General features: G+C 68.6%; 14 protein-coding genes. 3 read left to right on the forward strand and 11 right to left on the reverse strand.

What is annotated here, in order from left to right:
- Positions 1-48 precede the first annotated feature (48 nt).
- From BJY22_RS29715 to BJY22_RS29760, 10 genes are all read right to left on the reverse strand, one after another.
- Complete coding sequence (locus BJY22_RS29715; protein WP_167213166.1) at positions 49-1,095, reverse strand: TerC/Alx family metal homeostasis membrane protein; 1,047 nt, start codon at positions 1,093-1,095, stop codon at positions 49-51.
- Between the two features lie 268 nt (positions 1,096-1,363).
- Positions 1,364-1,711, reverse strand: coding sequence for an MmcQ/YjbR family DNA-binding protein (locus tag BJY22_RS29720; RefSeq protein ID WP_167213169.1), 348 nt, complete (start codon positions 1,709-1,711; stop codon positions 1,364-1,366).
- Positions 1,712-1,717: 6 nt separating this feature from the next.
- On the reverse strand, positions 1,718-3,835 hold the full coding sequence (uvrB, locus tag BJY22_RS29725; RefSeq protein WP_167213172.1) for an excinuclease ABC subunit UvrB: 2,118 nt from the start codon (positions 3,833-3,835) through the stop codon (positions 1,718-1,720).
- A 69-nt stretch (positions 3,836-3,904) separates the two neighbouring features.
- On the reverse strand, positions 3,905-4,783 hold the full coding sequence (locus BJY22_RS29730) for a hypothetical protein (RefSeq protein ID WP_202891312.1): 879 nt from the start codon (positions 4,781-4,783) through the stop codon (positions 3,905-3,907).
- 295 nt (positions 4,784-5,078) lie between these two features.
- Complete coding sequence (locus BJY22_RS29735; RefSeq protein WP_167213175.1) at positions 5,079-6,026, reverse strand: hypothetical protein; 948 nt, start codon at positions 6,024-6,026, stop codon at positions 5,079-5,081.
- Positions 6,023-7,093, reverse strand: a complete 1,071-nt coding sequence (locus BJY22_RS29740) for a PT domain-containing protein (RefSeq protein WP_167213179.1) — start codon at positions 7,091-7,093, stop codon at positions 6,023-6,025. Before BJY22_RS29740 ends, BJY22_RS29735 begins: the two co-directional genes overlap by 4 nt.
- Complete coding sequence (locus BJY22_RS29745) at positions 7,090-8,211, reverse strand: PrsW family glutamic-type intramembrane protease (RefSeq protein ID WP_238350500.1); 1,122 nt, start codon at positions 8,209-8,211, stop codon at positions 7,090-7,092. Before BJY22_RS29745 ends, BJY22_RS29740 begins: the two co-directional genes overlap by 4 nt.
- Before the next feature lie 201 nt (positions 8,212-8,412).
- A complete protein-coding gene (gene coaE / locus BJY22_RS29750) occupies positions 8,413-9,030 on the reverse strand; it encodes a dephospho-CoA kinase (RefSeq protein WP_167213185.1) in 618 nt (205 codons plus the stop codon).
- A gap of 204 nt (positions 9,031-9,234) precedes the next feature.
- On the reverse strand, positions 9,235-10,713 hold the full coding sequence (gene rpsA, locus BJY22_RS29755) for a 30S ribosomal protein S1 (protein WP_167213187.1): 1,479 nt from the start codon (positions 10,711-10,713) through the stop codon (positions 9,235-9,237).
- Between the two features lie 252 nt (positions 10,714-10,965).
- Complete coding sequence (locus BJY22_RS29760; protein WP_167213189.1) at positions 10,966-11,850, reverse strand: phosphotransferase family protein; 885 nt, start codon at positions 11,848-11,850, stop codon at positions 10,966-10,968.
- Positions 11,851-11,945: 95 nt separating this feature from the next.
- Between BJY22_RS29760 and BJY22_RS29765 the strand changes: the two genes are divergently transcribed.
- The 3 genes from BJY22_RS29765 (at position 11,946) to BJY22_RS29775 (ending at position 14,755) form a co-directional block, all read left to right on the forward strand.
- Positions 11,946-12,698 (forward strand): MerR family transcriptional regulator, encoded by a 753-nt coding sequence (locus tag BJY22_RS29765; protein WP_167213191.1) that lies wholly within the window; start codon positions 11,946-11,948, stop codon positions 12,696-12,698.
- A gap of 213 nt (positions 12,699-12,911) precedes the next feature.
- Entirely contained in the window at positions 12,912-13,712 is an 801-nt protein-coding gene (locus BJY22_RS29770) for a methyltransferase domain-containing protein (RefSeq protein ID WP_167213194.1), read from the forward strand.
- Positions 13,709-14,755 carry an acyltransferase family protein gene (locus tag BJY22_RS29775; RefSeq protein ID WP_167213197.1) on the forward strand — a complete coding sequence of 349 codons (1,047 nt, stop codon included), beginning with the start codon at positions 13,709-13,711 and terminating at the stop codon, positions 14,753-14,755. The genes BJY22_RS29770 and BJY22_RS29775 overlap by 4 nt, the downstream gene beginning before the upstream one ends.
- Here the strand turns inward: BJY22_RS29775 and BJY22_RS29780 are convergent.
- A complete protein-coding gene (locus tag BJY22_RS29780) occupies positions 14,653-17,343 on the reverse strand; it encodes an alpha-(1->3)-arabinofuranosyltransferase domain-containing protein (RefSeq protein ID WP_337759433.1) in 2,691 nt (896 codons plus the stop codon). The genes BJY22_RS29775 and BJY22_RS29780 overlap by 103 nt on opposite strands.
- Between the last annotated feature and the right edge of the window lie 77 nt (positions 17,344-17,420).

The raw sequence follows: 17,420 nt of genomic DNA on the forward strand, positions 1-17,420 counted from the left end.
CGGAGCCCCGGATCGCGCTCGCGATCCGGGGCTCCGTTCGTCTTCAGCTCAGGAGCGCTTGTTCGGGACCTCGTCCTGGACAGGCTCGTCCTGCACGTCGGCCTCGACCGCGGCCGGTGCGTTGGTCACCATCGAGCGGGACTTCATCAGGCTGGCGACAGTGGTGATGCCGAGCGTGATGATGATGAAGCCGAGCGAGAACCAGATCGGGATCTCCGGGGCCCACTCGATGTGGTGGCCGCCGTTGATGAACGGCAGCTCGTTCACGTGCATCGCGTGCAGGACCAGCTTCACGCCGATGAACGCGAGCACCACCGACAGCCCGAGCGACAGGTAGATCAGGCGGCGCAGCAGGTCGCCGAGCAGGAAGTACAGCTGCCGCAGACCCATCAGCGCGAAGACGTTCGCGGTGAAGACCAGGAACGGCTCCTGGGTCAGGCCGTAGATCGCCGGGATCGAGTCGAGCGCGAACAGCAGGTCGGTGGTACCGAGCGCGATGATCACGATCAGCATCGGCGTGACCATCCGCTTGCCGTTCTGCACGACGGTCAGCTTGACGCCGTTGTACTCGTGCGTCGCGTTCAGCCGGCGCTTCGCGAACCGGATGACCGCGTTCTCCTTGAAGTCCTCGTCGTCGTTCTCACCCTGCTTGGCGAGGTGGATCGCGGTGTAGACCAGGAACGCGCCGAAGATGTAGAAGACCCAGGAGAACTGGTTGATCGCGGCGGCGCCGACCGCGATGAAGATGCCGCGGAACACCAGCGCGAGGATGATGCCGACCAGCAACGCTGTCTGCTGGTACTTCCTCGGTACGCCGAACCTGGACATGATGATCAGGAAGATGAACAGGTTGTCGACGCTCAGGCTGTACTCGGTGAGCCAGCCCGCGAAGAACTCACCGGCGTACTGCCCGCCGGAGAACCACCACACCCCGAGCCCGAAAATGACCGCGAGACCGACGTAGAACGCGATCGCGGTGGCCGATTCGCGGGTGCTCGGCTCGTGCGGCCGGCGGCCGATGACGAAGACGTCGAATGCCAGCAGCGCGAGCAGCAGGCCGACGGTGATGTACCAGACGTAGTCAGCTACGTGCACAAGTATCCTCCGGAGCTCAGACGAAGACATCTACTCCGAAGGTCTCTTCCGCATCACCCTCAGTGACGAGTGATGCCGGAGACACCGGGTCAGGCATGGGCCCGACCGTGATGACGATGCCGCCGCGAAAGGAATACTCCCCTTCTCGGGACCCATTCTGACGGTCCGACGTCCAAGTCTCCAAATCCTGTGCCCCGTGTCCGCCTGTCGAAATCATCACAGGCGGGTGAGGGAATAGTTGCGGTGTGTGTTTGGTTGACGTTGGCTATCAAACCGGCCGCTTGCTCCGCGGGAGCTTCGCGACGACGGTCTCGTACGACGCGTCGATCAGCTCGAGGAGCTCGTCGTCCGGTACCGCTCCCCCGAGGCGGACCGTGTTCCAGCCGGCGCGCCCGATGTAGGCCATCTTGGTGACGTCGTCCGGGTAGGTGTCGACGGGTTCGTCGGCCTCCTCCCGGTTGGCGCCGCACTTCATCCCGACGGTCTCGGATCCGAGGAAGGCGAAGATCTTGTTCGCGACCTTCGCCACCACGTCTCCCTCCCAGGGCTCGTCCTGCCACGCCCCGGGCTTCCCCAGGCAGTACTCGAGGATCTCAGCGCCGCCGAGCCTGGCCATCGCGATCTACTTCGCGCCCGCGTTGGTCATCTGGCGCAGCTCCTTCTTCAGCTCGGAGATCTCGTCGCGGTAGCGGGCGGCGACCTCGAACTGGAGCTCCGCGGCGGCGTTGTGCATCTGGTCGGTGAGCTGCTGGATCAGATCGGCCAGGTCGGACGACGGCAGGCCACCGGCCAGCTCCTTCGCCTTCTCACCGGCCCGCTCACCGGCACGGCCCTTACCGCCACCCGGCACCGGCGCCTTGCCCCGCGACTGCGTGCGGCCCGAGCCGAGCAGCTCGGCGGTGTCCGCGTCCTCGCGCGCGAGCATGTCGGTGATGTCGGCGATCTTCTTCCGCAGCGGTTGCGGGTCGACCCCGTGCTCCTCGTTGTACGCGATCTGCTTCGCGCGACGCCGGTTGGTCTCGTCGATCGCCTGCTCCATCGACGGCGTGATCTTGTCGGCGTACATGAACACCTGGCCGGACACGTTCCGCGCCGCGCGGCCGATGGTCTGGATCAGCGACCGTCCCGACCGCAGGAAGCCTTCCTTGTCCGCGTCGAGGATCGCGACCAGCGACACCTCCGGCAGGTCCAGACCCTCACGGAGCAGGTTGATGCCGACCAGGACGTCGTACTCGCCCATCCGCAGCTCGCGCAGCAGCTCGACCCGGCGCAGCGTGTCCACCTCGCTGTGCAGATACCTGGTCCGGATGCCCATCTCGAGCAGGTAGTCGGTCAGGTCCTCGGACATCTTCTTGGTCAGCGTGGTGACCAGGACCCGCTCGTCGCGCTCGACCCGGAGCCGGATCTCGTGGATCAGGTCGTCGATCTGCCCCTTGGTGGGCTTCACGATCACCTCGGGGTCGACCAGACCGGTCGGCCGGATGAGCTGCTCGACGTACCCGTCGGACTTGTCCTGCTCGTACTGCCCCGGGGTCGCGGACAGGTACACGGTCTGGCCGATCCGCTCCAGGAACTCCTCCCAGCGCAGCGGCCGGTTGTCCATCGCGGACGGCAGGCGGAACCCGTGCTCGACCAGCGTCCGCTTCCGGGACATGTCACCCTCGTACATCCCGCCGATCTGCGGGACGGTCACGTGCGACTCGTCGATGACCAGCACGAAGTCCTCGGGGAAGTAGTCCAGCAGACAGTGCGGCGCCGACCCCGGCTCGCGGCCGTCGGTGTGGCGCGAGTAGTTCTCGATACCGGAACAGGTCCCGATCTGGCGCATCATCTCGATGTCGTACGTCGTCCGCATCCGCAGCCGCTGCGCCTCCAGCAGCTGCCCGTTGCGCTCGAGCTCGGCCAGGCGCTCCTCCAGCTCGGCCTCGATCGAGGTGATCGCGCGCTCCATCTTCTCCGGCGCGGTCACGTAGTGCGTCGCGGCGCCGATGTAGAGCTCGTCCTCCTCGCTCAGCACCTCGCCGGTGAGCGGGTGCAGCGTCATCAGGCGCTCGATCTCGTCGCCGAAGAACTCCACCCGGACCGCCAGCTCCTGGTACACCGGGAAGACCTCGAGCGTGTCGCCGCGGACCCGGAACGTGCCGCGGGTGCCCGCCAGGTCGTTGCGCGCGTACTGCACGCCGACGAGCTTGCGGAGCAGACCGTCGCGGTCCATCTCGGTGCCGACCTTCACGTGGATCATGCGGTTCAGGTACTCGTCGGCGGAGCCCAGGCCGTAGATGCAGGAGACGGTCGCCACCACGACCACGTCGCGGCGGGTGAGCAGCGACCAGGTCGCGGAGTGCCGCAGCCGCTCGACCTCCTCGTTGATCGAGGAGTCCTTCTCGATATAGGTGTCCGTCTGCGGGACGTACGCCTCGGGCTGGTAGTAGTCGTAGTACGACACGAAGTACTCGACGGCGTTCTCCGGGAAGAACTGGCGCAGCTCGTTCGCGAACTGGGCGGCGAGCGTCTTGTTCGGCTGGAGGATCAGCATCGGGCGCTGGATCCGCTCGGCCAGCCAGGCGACGGTCGCGGTCTTACCCGTACCGGTCGCACCCAGCAGGACGACGTCCTGCTCACCGGCGTTGATCCGCCGCTCCAGGTCCGCGATCGCCGCGGGCTGGTCACCCGCCGGCTCGAAGTCCGACACCACCTTCAGCGGGGCGACCATCCGCTGGAGTTCCGAAGCCTGTCTCATGCCCTCCACCGTACGGCCGCCCGCCGACAGTTTCTAAACTTCCCAGGTCAGACCCCGTCAACGACCCGCTCAGAAGCTCTTGATCACGCTGTTGTTCATGTAGACCAGCTCGTTCACGCGGCGCGCGTAGACACGGACCTCGAGGCCGGCGTCGGTGGCGGTCACCCGGTCGAACTGGTCCTGGTAGGCGGTGACGAAGCCCTGCATCGGGATCTTCTTGCCGTTCTTCGCGACCCAGATGCCGGTGTAGGTGAGCGCGTAGCAGGCCTTGATTTTCGGGTTCGCCGGCTTGCAGACGGTTCCCTTGCCGATCCGGACGCCTTCCATCCCGTTCGACTCCACGTCGACCAGGTGCTCCGCGAAGCCCTTCGCCTCGTACAGCTCGGTCTGGCGGACCCAGTAGTACCCGTCGATCAGGCCGCGCGCGTTGAACTGCTGCAGGATGTAGTTCTTCCCGGCCTTGGTCTTGTCCCAGTCCGGCAGCCAGCCCTTGGACGGGGTGAACCAGATCCCGTAGCCGACCTCGACGCCGACGTCGTTCGGGCCCTTGGAGTCGTCCGGGGTCGGCGTCGGCGACGGCGTGTACATGGTGCCGATCGGCTCCGGCGTCTGCGAGCCGCCCGCCTGGTCGGTGCCCTTGTCCTTGCCGTTCACCAGCAACACGACGCCCACCGCGACGAGCAGGACGGCGACGATCGCGGCGGCCATGATGATCCAGGGCGTCCGGTTCGGCTTCGGCGGCTGGCTCGGCCGCATCGGGCCGGGACCCCAGCCGCCACCCGGCGCGCCACCACCCGGCGCGCCACCGCCCGTGCCACCGGGCCGGCCCTGCGGACCGTGCTGACCCTGCGGACCGTGCTGACCCTGCGGCGCCTGCTGCCCAGGACCCCAACCGCCGGGAGCGGGTGCCGGCGGCGGGCCCGGCGGTGGACCGTACTGCTGACTCATCGGTTGGGATGGCGTTGGATCCTCAGCGGCTGGATGCAGCGCCATCTCCCTCCCTTCACGTTTTGTCGGTCGGGTCGAATAGTGTTCGCACAGGTCGCGATAGCCAAGCGATCGGCAGTAGCAGGATCAGCAACAACCGCGGCCGGGCGGGCCGTGGCAGCGCGGGGAGCCTTCTTGCGCGGTAGGGCACGGCTGTGAACCGCGAACCTCAACCCATACGGGTTGGAATCCCCTGCCTTTGGGTGGTGGGAGGACGTCAAAGTTCTTCCTCGCGGTAAAGGGCGATGCTCGGCAGTCACAGGCTGTCGAGCACCGACTTCTTCATGATCGCGGCGTCCGCCTCGGCCTTCTGGGCGAAGTCGACCCGGGTGCGGAAGTCCAGCGCGGTGACCACGCCGTCCTTGCGCCGGTAGGCCTCGACGAAGCCCTTGACCTGGGTGTCCACGCCTTTGACCTTGGCGGTGGCGGTGTAGTCGATCGCGACACACTCCACCAAGACGTCCTTGGGGCACGGCAGGTTCCGCACGTTGCCGAGCTGCGCGACCTCCTCCTCGGTCTCGCCCTCGACGATCCCCAGCAGGTAGGCCTGCGCGGTGACGTTCTGCTTCTGCCGCACCCACAGGAACGCCCGCGCGTCGGCGTTGTTGCCGGGCGGGTACGTCGCGACCTGCTTGCCGCGCGTCTCCTTGGTGTACAGCGTCCAGCCCTGGACCGGGACGAGCGAGACGCCGAACCCGACCGGGATCGCGTTCGGCGGCGGCTGGTACGACGACGTCGGCGCGGTCGGCGTACCGGCCGGGGTGCTCGGCGTGCTCGGACCGGCCTTCTCGTCACCGCCGGACAGCACCACCAGGACGACGGCGACGATCGCGACCACGATCAGGCCGGCGCCGATCGGGATCAGCAGCGGCGGGATCTCGAAGCGCTTCTTCGGCGGCGGGGGCCGGCGCAGCGACGGCGGGCCGACCTTGTCGCCCCACGCGGACGAGGTCTGCGTCGCCGGACCGCCACCGGGCCCGGTACCGGCCCCAGGCCCGGAACCAGGCCCGCCGGGGCCGGGCCCATCAGCAGGGCCGGGTCCCGGCGCGGCCTGGCCGCCCCACGGTGACGGGGGCGGCTGGACCTCGAGGTTCCAGGGCGACGGCGGCAGCTGGTCCTCCGGCTCGACGCCGTCGTCCTCGTCGGGGTCGGGCTGGTTGACCCAGGGGTTACCGCCCGAACCCTTGTCTCGCTTTCCGCTCACTGACTCTTGACCACCGACCGGAGCATCGCCGTGGAGTCCCTGTCGACGCTGGCGAGCTTGTCCCGCCGCCCGTACACGCGGATGGCGGTGAGCACACCGTCGTTACGCTCGACGACAGCGACGAACCCGACCACCGACATACTGCCGCTCTGGGTCGTGGCGGTCGCGCTGTAGCTCTGAGTCATCACGACCTTGACCGGGGTCTTGTCGTCCGGCCCCGGCCGGGTCTCCTTCGGCTGGTTGGACTTGACCCCGGACAGGCCCTTGGTCTCGGCCTTCAGCAGCTGCGGCAGCAGGGTCTGCGCCGTCATGCCCTTGCCGTTCGCGGCTTGCACCATGAAGTACGCCTCGCCCTGCTTGAGCAGGTAGACGCCGCTGAATTCCTTGAGACTCTTGCGGATGTAGCCGGGCTGGGGCTTCACGTAGACACCCTCGGCGACCTGGATTCCCTCGTCGCCGTTGCTGGGCTCCTCGCTGGGTTCCTCGCTCGGCTCGCTGGTCGGCGAGGACGTCGGTTCCTCGGTGGGCTCGCCGGTCGGCTCCTCCGTCGGCTCCCCCGTCGGCTCCCCGGTCGGCTGGGCCGTCGGTTCGGACGTGGGGGTCGGACTCGGGTCGGCGGTGTCGTCGTCGCCGCCCCTGAAGATCAGCGCGAGGACGACGCCGATGATCGCGACGACGGCGAACGCGCCGCCCGCGATCAGCAGCGTCTTGCTGCTGCCACCACCCTTACGCGGCGGCTGCTGGCCGCCCCACTGCTGCTGACCGCCGAACGGCGGCTGCTGCCCCGGGAACCCCTGCTGCTGACCGGGGTACCCCTGCTGTGGCTGCTGGTACTGGGGCTGCCCCTGCGGCGGGTACGGCGGCTGCTGACCGCCACCGTAGCCGGGCTGCTGAGGCTGCTGACCGTAACCGGGCTGCTGCCCCGGCTGACCCGGCTGACCGGGCTGACCGGGCTGACCGGGCTGACCGGGCTGACCTGGTTGGCCCGGCTGACCGGGCTGGCCCGGCTGGCCACCGTACGGCTGCTGTCCGCCTTGACCACCGAACGGCGGCTGCTGGTTGCTCATGCGCGCGTCTCCCCAGTCGTAGCGCCGGTCGATGCTGATACTCCACGCGCGGACTTCGGTACCGAACGGACCGAGTTGCCGCAGGCGGAGCAGAAGTCGGAGTGCGGAAGGAGCGGCATCTCGCAACGCGAGCAGAACGCCAGGTCCCCGGACGCGTGGTTGGAACCGCCGCGTGCGGCCGACTCCAGCGCCGCCTCGAGCAGCCCCTTGTGGAGCACGGTCCGCACCCGGATGATCAGCGCGCCGAGCAGCAGCAGGCCCCAGACGACGCCGAGGATCGAGCCGATCGTCGAGCCGTGACCGCCGACGAACGCCAGCAGGTAGACGCCGCCGTGGAACAGCGCGTTCACCGCCATCGCCTGGAGCAGAGCGCCCGCCCAGCGCGGCGTGAAGCCGTCGTACCCTTCACCGAGGCCGGAGAACTCCGCACCCGCGAGACCGGTCGCCGAGCCGTACACCAGCGGCTTGATGAAGCCGTGCAGTACGACGATCGAGATCCAGGTCCCGGCGCTGCTGCCCGGTCCGGCGAAGCCGCCGCTGATCCAGCCCCAGTGCAGCACCAGCGTCTCGAAGCACGCGAAGCCGACGCCGGCCACCACACCGAAGGTGAAGCCGTCCATCAGGTCGTCGTACCGTGGCCGCGACGCGAGGTAGAGCGGGCCGATCTGGCGGATCAGCTCGGACACCACGGGCACCAGCAGCAGGAGAATCAGTAGGTCGCGCAGCGACGGCCCGGCGCTGTTGCTGCCGATGGTGTCGATCGTGAGCGCGATCTTGTCCGACCACAGCCAGGTGAAGACTGCCGCGAGGACGCCGGTCAGCACGAAGGCCGCGGCGACCACCGGGATCGGCTCGTCCTCCCAGAGGTTCACGTCGTACAGGTAAATGATGTAAACGATCGGAATGGCGAAGGCCGCGATCATGATCGCCACCGGCAGGGCGCCGAGTGCGGCCGTCACCACGGTCAGCAGCAGGGCGATGCCGAGCGCGACCTTGTAGGTGTACGGCTGCTGGCCGGATCCCTGCGGCATGATCGTCGAGACCAGTTTGAACGACGCCACCGGCTCGTCAGGTCTGGCGGCGTACGCGTTCTTCCGCTCGGAGTCCCCGGTGCGCATGTCGTTGCCACAGTGATGGCAGAAATGCGACACCTCGGGGACGTCAGAGCTGCAGCGCGGACAAACCACGCCAATCTCCCATCCTCGGACGTCCGGACCGGCGCGGGGCGCGCCGTCCGCGGCCGGCCCTGGTCACCCGGGCCGAACCCGGGACAGATTCTTGTACAACCGGTCCCGCATGCATCATTTACCGCGCAGGGGTCATCTTTTCGTGTCCGGACTGTGGCCTTTGCGGTCTTCGAGTGTGGTCCACACCTCGTTCACGCGGTGGTCCAGGTCGGCCAGGCTGCCGGAGTTGTCGACGACAACGTCCGCGACCGCGAGCCGGTCCTCCCGGGACGCCTGGCTGGCGATCCGCTGCTCGGCCTCCGTGGCGTCCATCCCGCGCTGCGTGGTCAGCCGCCGTACCTGGATCTCGACCGGTACGTCGACCACCAGCACGAGGTCGAACCGGTCGGCCTGACCGGTCTCGACCAGCAGCGGGATGTCGTGGACGACGATCGCGTCCGGGGATGACTGCGCTTCGATCTCCGCGGCCCGGGCGCGCACCCGCGGGTGGATGATCGCCTCCAGCTTGCGCCGGGCGGCCTCGTCGCCGAACACGATCTTCCCGAGCGCGGGCCGGTCCAGCTCGCCGTCGGCCGTCAGTACGCCGGAACCGAACGCCGCCACCACCTCGGCCAGCCCGTCGGTGCCCTTCGCAACCACCTCCCGGGCCAGCACGTCCGAGTCGATCACCACAGCACCCAGCGCCCCCAACCGCGCCGACACAGCACTCTTCCCCGACCCGATCCCACCAGTCAGTCCCACTCTCAGCACGCCCGAACCCTACCGGCTCCCACTTTGTGCACCAGATCCGCATTGCACCGCATCCGTCGTACGGATCCGGTGCACAAAGTCACAGCGAGCGCAGCCTGGCGAGGCGGGAAGGCGTCGGGTGGGGCGACGGGCCGGGCTGGTGGGCTGGACGTGCGAGACCCCCGCGCCCTGGTGGGTGCGGGGGTCTCGGGGTGAGCTAGCGGATCAGCCCTGGCCGGTCAGCTTCTCGCGGAGAGCCTGGAGCGCCTCGTCGGAAGCGAGCGCGCCCTCGACGGGAGCGTCGTCCTTCGGGGCAGCGGCCGAGGAGTACGACGATGCCTCGCCGGCCTCCACGTCGGCCGACTTGGCCTCCTCGATCTGCTTCTTGTGGGCCTCCCAGCGCGCGTGGGCCTCGGCGTACTGCCGCTCCCACTCCTCACGCTGCTTGTCGAAGCCCTCGAGCCACTCGCCCGTCTCCGGGTCGAAGCCCTCGGGGTAGATGTAGTTGCCCTGCTCGTCGTACGTCGCCGACATGCCGTAGAGCGTCGGGTCGAAGTCGTCCGAGACCGGGTCGACACCCTCGTTGGCCTGCTTGAGCGACAGCGAGATCCGGCGCCGCTCCAGGTCGATGTCGATGATCTTGACCATGACGTCGTCGTTGACCTGGACGACCTGCTCCGGGATCTCGACGTGCCGCTCGGCCAGCTCGGAGATGTGCACCAGACCCTCGATGCCCTCCTCCACGCGGACGAACGCACCGAACGGAACCAGCTTGGTGACCTTGCCGGGCACGATCTGGCCCATCTGGTGGGTCCGGGCGAACTGCTGCCACGGGTCTTCCTGGGTCGCCTTCAGCGACAGCGAGACGCGCTCGCGGTCCATGTCGACGTCCAGCACCTCGACGGTGACCTCCTGGCCGACCTCGACGACCTCGGTCGGGTGGTCGATGTGCTTCCAGGACAGCTCCGACACGTGCACCAGGCCGTCGACGCCGCCGAGGTCCACGAACGCACCGAAGTTGACGATCGAGGACACGACGCCCTTGCGGATCTGGCCCTTCTGCAGCTGGGTGAGGAAGTTCATCCGCACCTCGGACTGGGTCTGCTCCAGCCAGGCGCGGCGGGACAGGACCACGTTGTTGCGGTTCTTGTCCAGCTCGATGATCTTCGCCTCGATCTCCTGGCCGACGTACGGCTGGAGGTCGCGGACCCGGCGCATCTCGACGAGCGAGGCCGGAAGGAAGCCACGGAGGCCGATGTCGAGGATGAGACCACCCTTGACGACCTCGATGACGGTGCCGGTGACGACGCCGTCCTCTTCCTTGATCTTCTCGATCGTGCCCCAGGCCTTCTCGTACTGGGCGCGCTTCTTCGAGAGGATCAGACGGCCTTCCTTGTCCTCCTTCTGGAGAACGAGGGCCTCGACGTGGTCGCCGACGTTGACGACCTCGTTCGGGTCGACGTCGTGCTTGATCGACAGCTCGCGGGACGGGATCACGCCTTCGGTCTTGTAACCGATGTCGAGCAGGACCTCGTCCCGGTCGACCTTGACGATGGTGCCCTCGACGATGTCGCCGTCGTTGAAGTACTTGATGGTCTGATCGATCGCCGCGAGGAAGTCTTCCTCCGACCCGATGTCATTGACCGCTACCTGCGGGGTGCTGCGAACTGCGGGGTCGAGGGGAGCCTCGATGCTGGCCGTCATGTGGTGGGTTGCTCCGTGGACTGGTGGTGTCGTGCGGTTGCGCCATGTTCCTTTGGATCGCACCAAACCGCGGGATTGCCAGAAGACGACAGATTCACCACCGAGCTGCTGCGAGTCACGAGCCTGCTCCGTCCGAGGTCGCGCGGGCCCATAGCGCATCTCACAGAATACCGGTCTTGACGAAGACAGCACAACCTGGGGCACCCGGTGCCTACCGGCCGCCCGCCGAGGTCTCCCGACGTGCCACTGATCTCAATGTACGACGTCCAGGTCCGGCCGGCCTCCCGCGAGGGTGCCCGTGTCCGCCATCCGGGAGACCAGCCGGTGCGCGGCCGCCGCGATCTCGTGCTGCTCGGCCCGCGCGGCGAGGTCAAGCAGCGCCCACAGATCGGCCGCCCGGCCGAGGTCCACCAGCCGCTCCCCCAGGTCCAGCAGCCGCAGTGCGTCCAGGACCGCTCCCGCGAGGACCCGGTCCTCGCTGAACCGCAGCAGGTTGCCGAGGTCGGCGTACGGCGAACCTGCGTGGCTGAACTCCCAGTCGATCAGCCCGGTGATCCGCGCCGTACCGGGGTCGACCAGCAGGTTCTTCGGGTTGAAGTCGCTGTGTACCAGACAGACCCGGTCCACACCGTCCGCCAGCAGGTCCTCCGCCTCGTCGATCACCGCACCGAACCCGGCCCGCTGCTCGTCGGTGAACCCCAGGCGCAGCCCCGCGACGTACTCCGTCAGGTCGCCCAGGCCGAACGGCTCGACCCCGAGCTCCCCGTCCCGGAACATCCCCGACTGCAGGAACGGCATCCCGCTCAGCCGCGCCAGCAGCTCACCCAACTGGGTCCCGACACTCCGGCGCTCCCCCTCGCTCGCCGTCTCCAGGAAGACCTGCAGGTTGACCCCCGGCAGCCGCTCGGTCAGCAGGTACGGCGGATCGTCGTACGAACCCTCCCGCTTGAGGTCCAGCACCCGCGGCACCGGCAGCAGTCCACGCACCAACTGGAGCAGCGCGGCGTCGACGGCGGCCCGCTCCGGGTCCTTCACGTAGAACTTGATGACCGCGTCCTCGTCGCCGGCGCTGACGGCGTACGTCTGCCCGCCGTACCCGCCTGTCAGCGGAACGGCACTGGCCGCGAAGTCACTCATGTGGCGATCCTGCCGCATCCTTCGGACAAATGAGCTTGAAGTTGACGTAGCGGCAACATCTACCGTCGGGGATGTCGACGGAAAGGAGCGGCTGGATGGCGTGGTCGATCGCACAGGTGGCCCGGTCCTCCGGTGTCACGTCACGCACGCTCCGGCACTACCACTCCATCGGGCTGCTGGTACCGGCCCGGGTCGCTCCGAACGGTCGGCGGTACTACGAGCAGGAGCAGCTGTTGCGGTTGCAGCAGATCCTCCTGCTCCGGGACCTCGGGCTGAGCCTGGACGTGGTGGGTGAGGTGATCGCCCACCGCGACGAGCAGGACGCGATCGAGGTGCTGGCCAAGCACAAGGAGTGGCTGGTCAAGGTGCAGCTGCGCCTCGGCCGGCTGGTCCGGACCGTCGACGCCACCATCAAGAACCTGAAGAGAGGAGGAGAGATGTCACCGGAGAAGGTCTTCGAAGGATTCGAGCGCAACCCGTACGAAGCCGAGGCGCGGGAGCGCTGGGGCGACGAGGCGGTGGACGCGAGCTACCAGCGGATGCGGGGCTGGACCGAGGCGGACGCCGAGAAGGCCAGAACTGGCTACACCCGGGTCCACGAAGGACTGGCCGCGCTGAAGGCGGAAGGGGTCGCCGTGACCGAGCTGAGCGTGCAGGAGCTGATCCAGCTGCATTACGAGGTCACCTGTCTGTTCTGGACGCCGACACGGGATGCGTACAAGGGCCTCGGCCAGATGTACGTCGACGACGAGCGGTTCCGGCAGAACATCGGCAACGGCGACGACACCGTGGTCGAGTACCTGCGCGACGCGATGACCGTGTACGCAGACAACAAGCTGGACAACTGATCAAGGACCTCGGGGGCTGCAGACTCCGAGGTCCCTAGGGCATGTCTCCCGATCCCACGCCGTAGCGAGCAGGTGCTCGGCGGAGTGCCTCGGTGAGCGGGAGCGGAGGGGTCGATGTGGTTTCATCGTTCCCTTCGCTCCCGCTCGGCGAGGTGCCCGCCGAGCGCCGCGCAGTAGGCGGGGATCGGGAGACATGCCCTATAGGGTGATGCGGTGGTGGAGCCGCAGAGGGTTGTGCTGACGGAGGCTCAGACGTCACGGGCCAGCCGGACGTACTGGGACTCGGCGGCGGCGGAGTATCTGGCCGAGCACGGGGACTTCCTCGGCGACGACCGGTTCGTCTGGTCGCCGGAGGGCGTCGACGAAGAGGCGGCCCAGCTGCTCGGTCCGGTCCGCGGCAAGCGCATCCTCGAGGTCGGCTGCGGCGCCGCGCAGTGTTCACGCTGGCTGGTGACCCAGGGCGCCGACGTGGTGGCCTTCGACATCTCGCTCGAGCAACTCCGGATCGCCCGGCAGCTCGACGTACGCACCGGCACCGCGGTGCGCACAGTGGCGGCCGACGCGGTCGCACTCCCCTACCGCGACGCAGCGTTCGACATCGTCTGCTCGGCGTTCGGCGCACTGCCGTTCGTGGCGGACGCTGGTACGGCGTTCCGCGAGATCGCGCGCGTACTGCGGCCGGGTGGCCTGCTCGTCTTCTCGGTGACCCACCCGTTCCGCTGGACCATGCCCGACGACCCGTCGCCGGCCGGTCTGCGGATCACCCATTCCTATTTCGACCGGACACCGTACGTCGAGGTCGACGCGTCCAGTACGCCGGTCTACGCCGAGCACCACCGCACCACCGGCGACTGGATCCGCGCGCTGACCGGCGCAGGCTTCGTCGTCGACGACCTGCTCGAGCCGGAATGGCCGGCGGGACACGACCTCGTCTGGGGCGGCTGGGGACCCGAGCGCGGCAGGTTGGTGCCGGGCACCGCGATCTGGACCGCCCACAAGGGAGCCGCCGTATGACCCGATTCCCCGCGGTTGACGGGCTGCGGGTGATCGCAGCACTCGCGGTGGTGATGTCACAGGTGGGGCTGCACACGCATGCGCCGTTCGCCGGGGTCGTGTCGCGGCTGGACGTCGGCTGGGCGATCTTCTGCGCACTGTCCGGGTTCCTGCTCTACCGGCCGCATGTGCTCGCCTGGTTCTCCGGCACGCTGCCGCCACTGACCCTGCCGTACCTGCGCGGCCGCGCCCTGCGGATCCTCCCCGCACTACTGGTGGCCGTGGTGCTGTCGATCGTCCTCGTCCCGGACCCCGCGACCACCTACCTCCGCTGGGCAGTTCTGACGCCGCTCCCCTTCTACCTTCTCCTGCCGGGCCTCGGACGGCTCCTGACCGGCTACGAGCGTCCCACTCGCCGCAGTGTGCGCTGGCGGCTCCTCATCCTGGTCGCATTTACCGTCCTCGGACCGGTCTGGATGGCGGCGGTCATGGCGACCGGTCACCCAGAGGCGGGACTCTGGCTGCCCGGCTACCTCGGCTGGTACGCCGTCGGCATGGGACTGGCGCTCTGGCAGGTTGCCCGCGCCACAGGTCGTCTTGGCCTGTCAACGCTCGACACACTGACCAGAGTCCCCGGCACGCTCTGGGGGATCGCCGCAGCGCTCCTCCTGATCGCAGCAACTCCGATCGCCGGTCCGTACGATCTCTCCACGCCCACACCGGCGCAGGCACTCATCAAGTGCCTCCTGTACACCGTGGCCGTTGCCTGCGTGCTCTTCCCGGTTCTGACTCCCACGGCCAGGACAGTGCAGGTGCTGGGTGGCCGGCCGGCGCGGCTCGCCGCCCAACTCTCGTACGGCGTCGTGGCGTACCAGTTCGTCGTACTAGGGCTGCTGGACGGACCGTTCGCAGTACAGCTACCCGTGACATTGCTGGCCTCTGTCGTGCTCGCAGCGGTCAGCTACCGCCTGGTTGAACGTCCGCTCGTGCGCCTGGGGAAGAAGACGGCGACTGCCAGCACCGCGACCAGCGCGACCAGTCCGAGCAGCAGCCCCGCGCGGTAGGTCCGGTCCGGCATGAAGCGGGCCGTGACCACCTGTTCCGGTCCCGCGGGTAGCACCCAGCCCTGTTGCCGGCCGCCGACCCGGATCGGCGTGAGCTTCCGGCCGCTGCCGTCGTACGCCTCCCAGCCCTCGGTGTAGTTCTGTGCGATCGCCAGTACGGACTGCTCGTCGGCACCCGGCACCTCGACGGTCAGCTCGGTCGGGTTCGGCCGCCACACGTCGACGCCCTGCACCGGCGTAACAGCCACGTCACCGAACCCCGCCTTGGCCAGCGTCGCCTGAACCGGCACGAACCCGCCGCTGGACTGCACCTCGACCTGGTGATGCCCTGACCGCAGCGGGACTGTCGACAGTGCGCCGCACAGGCTGAACGTCACGGGCCGACGCTGCAGCAGGTCCCGCATCGTCGCCGCGACCTGTGTTCGCAGCGGTACGCCGTCGACGCGGACCGCCGGCCCGTTGCCGCAGTACGCCGGAACCCGGCGCTGCGGGGCGACCGCCTTGCGCAGGTCGTCCGCCCCCAGTACTTCGACCTCGGTCACGCCGACCGGGCTGGTCCGGGCGTCCTGCAGCGGCTTGGTCCCAGTGAAGTCGATCTTCACGGTCCGCGCCTGCCTGGTCGGGAACCGGGCGTACCCGTCGGCGTCGACCGTGGCGCGGAGCGGCGCGCTGCCGTCGAAGGAGAGCATCACCTCGGCCGGCCGCGAACCGCTCAGGTAGGCGTCGGACCGGAACCGCAGTCCCTTGACGTCCCTTGCCGCAGGCAACTTCAAGGTGAGGCTCGGCTCCAGGTCGTCCGGAGCCGCCAGCCAACCGGTGCCGAGATCGCGGTCGACCGCGGCGCCCGGCCGCCCTTCCGGCGCCCCGACTGCACGCGACGACGCCGTCGCGGTGATCGCTCCCGGCACCGCGAGCAGCTGCTCCAGCGTTTCGCCATCGTTCGGCAGCGCGGTCCCGCGCAACTGGTACGACGCGGCCTGCGGAAGCTGCAAGCCCCGCGTCAGGCCGTTCGGCTCCGCAGACTCCTTCGCCTGGTCCGCACTGCACAACGCGCGCGCCCCGACGTGCAGACAGGCCGACCGGCCGACTTCCCGGTTCCGCAGCACGAACGCGCTCGGTTGCCGGTCGACCTCCTGGTCCCGTGTCTCGATCAGCGGCAACTGGTCGAACTTGCCGCTCGCATCGCCACGCAGTACCGCGGCGCCGTCACCTCCCAGCGCGGTCACCACCGCCGGTACGTCGTCTGCGGTGCCACCGACCGCGACGAGCCGGGACTGCGGGACGAGCCGGCCTGGTGTGGTCGCGCCGACGTCGTAGATCTCCACGCTCGGATACGGCAGGCGGGTCTGACCGGCCGGCCCGAAGTACGCCACCCGCCCGATGCCGGCGTCAGCGAGACTCTCGTGGATCGCGAGGGCCGGCGTGCCGTCCTGCTGGTCGTTGCGCACGACAACGTAGCGGATGCCGTCGCGCGTCAACTCCTGTCGCAGCGCCTGGTCACCGACACCGGAGTCGACGCGGCGCGTCAGGTCGTCGGTCAGTGCGGCCAGCGGGCGCTTCACCAGGGCTGCGAGCGGTTCATCGGACGACGACAGCACCAGCACACTTCCCGGCACGGACTGATCGTCCAGCCAGCGAGCAGCCTGCTCCCAGTGCGCTGGGATCGCGGCGAACGCACCTGCTGGGCGTGTGAGAACCACAGGTAGAGCGGCGGCCACTGCCAGGCAGGTGACCAGGACAGGTACGACGCGGCGGTGGAGACCGCGGGAGACAGACAGGTTCGTCAGCCGGCGCAGGTAATGCGCGGCGGCTAGTGCGAGTGGCAGTCCGGCGACGACACCGGCCACAGGCAACCAACGTGGGGCCGGCGGCGCAGCGCCGTACCGGATCGACATCAGCAGCGGGACAAGCCACCAGATCGACACTGCGACGACGAATGCCGACCAGACGAGCGCCAGCTTCGCCCTGGCCCGCAGTGCGAGCCAGGCACCAGGTACGACGAGCGTCGCAACGCCCGCGACCGGGCTGGCCCCACCGATAAGTGCGAAGGCTAGAGCGGACCAGCTGGCCCGCCACCAACCAGAGCGGGGACGTGGCGACACGAGCGGCAGTAATACCCACGGAGCCATCGCCATCGGCCACACCTCGATCGGCAGTTCACCGAACGCGCGCGGCACCAGGGCATAGAGCAGTGCCGCGGCGAACCGGGTCCACGACACGCCGTACTGCAGGACGTTGCACAGCTTCCAGACACCGACGAAGGCGACGCAGAGGACCAGCGACCACCAGAGGCGTTGTGTGACCCAGTCCGGCACCGACAGCGTGTCCAGAAGCCAGTGGAACGGCCCCATGGGGAGCAGGTAGCCATAGGCGTCGCTCTGCAGCTGACCGGACCCGGTGTGCGGATCCCACAGGTGCAGTGCGCGCGCCAGGAACCCGCCCGGCCCGGCAGTCAGCTCGAGCCTGCGGTCCAGGACGATCTGACCGGGCGCCTGCTGGAAGCACAAGGCGATCAGCGCCAGGCATCCCAGGACGAGCCGCGCCCGCCACAGGACCTGCTCCGAACTGCCCGCCTTCAGCCTCCTCACCGGCGGGACATTAACGGATCCGGCGGCTCCCCGACGGCATCGTTGCCGTACCGTGAGGTCCGGCAAATCTCACAGCC

It is taken from the genome of Kribbella shirazensis, assembly GCF_011761605.1.
Lineage (GTDB): Bacteria > Actinomycetota > Actinomycetes > Propionibacteriales > Kribbellaceae > Kribbella > Kribbella shirazensis.

Excerpts from the sequence above, each read along its gene's own strand:
- BJY22_RS29720 (WP_167213169.1), bottom strand. The coding sequence starts at position 1,711 with ATGGCCAGGCTCGGCGGCGCTGAGATCCTCGAGTACTGCCTGGGGAAG.
- uvrB (WP_167213172.1), bottom strand. The coding sequence starts at position 3,835 with ATGAGACAGGCTTCGGAACTCCAGCGGATGGTCGCCCCGCTGAAGGTG.
- BJY22_RS29730 (WP_202891312.1), bottom strand. The coding sequence starts at position 4,783 with ATGAGTCAGCAGTACGGTCCACCGCCGGGCCCGCCGCCGGCACCCGCT.
- BJY22_RS29740 (WP_167213179.1), bottom strand. The coding sequence starts at position 7,093 with ATGAGCAACCAGCAGCCGCCGTTCGGTGGTCAAGGCGGACAGCAGCCG.
- BJY22_RS29745 (WP_238350500.1), bottom strand. The coding sequence starts at position 8,211 with ATGCGCACCGGGGACTCCGAGCGGAAGAACGCGTACGCCGCCAGACCT.
- rpsA (WP_167213187.1), bottom strand. The coding sequence starts at position 10,713 with ATGACGGCCAGCATCGAGGCTCCCCTCGACCCCGCAGTTCGCAGCACC.
- BJY22_RS29760 (WP_167213189.1), bottom strand. The coding sequence starts at position 11,850 with ATGAGTGACTTCGCGGCCAGTGCCGTTCCGCTGACAGGCGGGTACGGC.
- BJY22_RS29765 (WP_167213191.1), top strand. The coding sequence starts at position 11,946 with ATGGCGTGGTCGATCGCACAGGTGGCCCGGTCCTCCGGTGTCACGTCA.
- BJY22_RS29775 (WP_167213197.1), top strand. The coding sequence starts at position 13,709 with ATGACCCGATTCCCCGCGGTTGACGGGCTGCGGGTGATCGCAGCACTC.